The organism is Bartonella sp. AA81SXKL, from assembly GCF_042196945.1.
GTDB lineage: Bacteria > Pseudomonadota > Alphaproteobacteria > Rhizobiales > Rhizobiaceae > Bartonella.
The window spans coordinates 1-730 of the sequence record NZ_JBHIRH010000225.1 but is presented as its reverse complement, the minus strand read 5'-3'; the positions used below and the strand labels follow the sequence as shown (position 1 = coordinate 730).

At 42.3% G+C, this 730-nt stretch carries 1 pseudogene; it reads left to right on the top strand.

The features are described from left to right. A pseudogene (gene bepF / locus ACFINZ_RS10740) lies at positions 1 to 730 on the top strand (T4SS effector BepF); the annotation flags it as partial.

The window sequence follows — 730 nt, the reverse complement described above, 5'->3', positions numbered from 1 at the left end:
AGAACACACCCGCGATGAACAACAAACACACAGAACGCAAAGCGCTGAAAAGGAGAGAGCACCTCTCTCTAATCAGGAACTTGCCGACAGAATTCGAACAGAGCCATCGGTTCTATATAGCCAAACAGAAGTCCAATATTGGAGCAAAATTGTTTTTGGCAACCCTTATATTTTGCAGTACAGAATTGAAGACATTCAAAAAAATCCCGATATGGGAGAAGAATTTTCATGGCAAGTTGCAAACAATCCTAGTCTTTTTTCTCCGCTCGCAGGAAAGAGGATACTTGGCATAAAAAATGATGCGCGCAGACACGCAGAAGCAAGTCTTTCTTGCCTTTGTAGCGCCATTGAAGGTTACGCAGATGCTGTAAAACAAGCAAAAGAGGATATTGTACAAGAATATCAAGTACAACAAAGTCGCCAAGAACTTTCTGCTGAACCGGCTAAACAGTTGCAAAAACAACAAACTTTATCCAAACCACATAAACTGCCTGAACACTCACCAACAGACGCGCATCAAGAAACTACTCAAACCTCCATGCAAACTGAGTGGGAGCGGCTTGGTGCTCGACCACGCACAGTGACAACACACAAAAAACACACACAAGAGAGCACTTTGCCTACTTCTCATGCAGAGCAAAAAACAACGAGAGAGCAAACAACTGAAAATCAGCAAAAGTCCCTTACACCTGAAAAAGAAAAAACACCTCTCTCACATAAAGAAATTGCA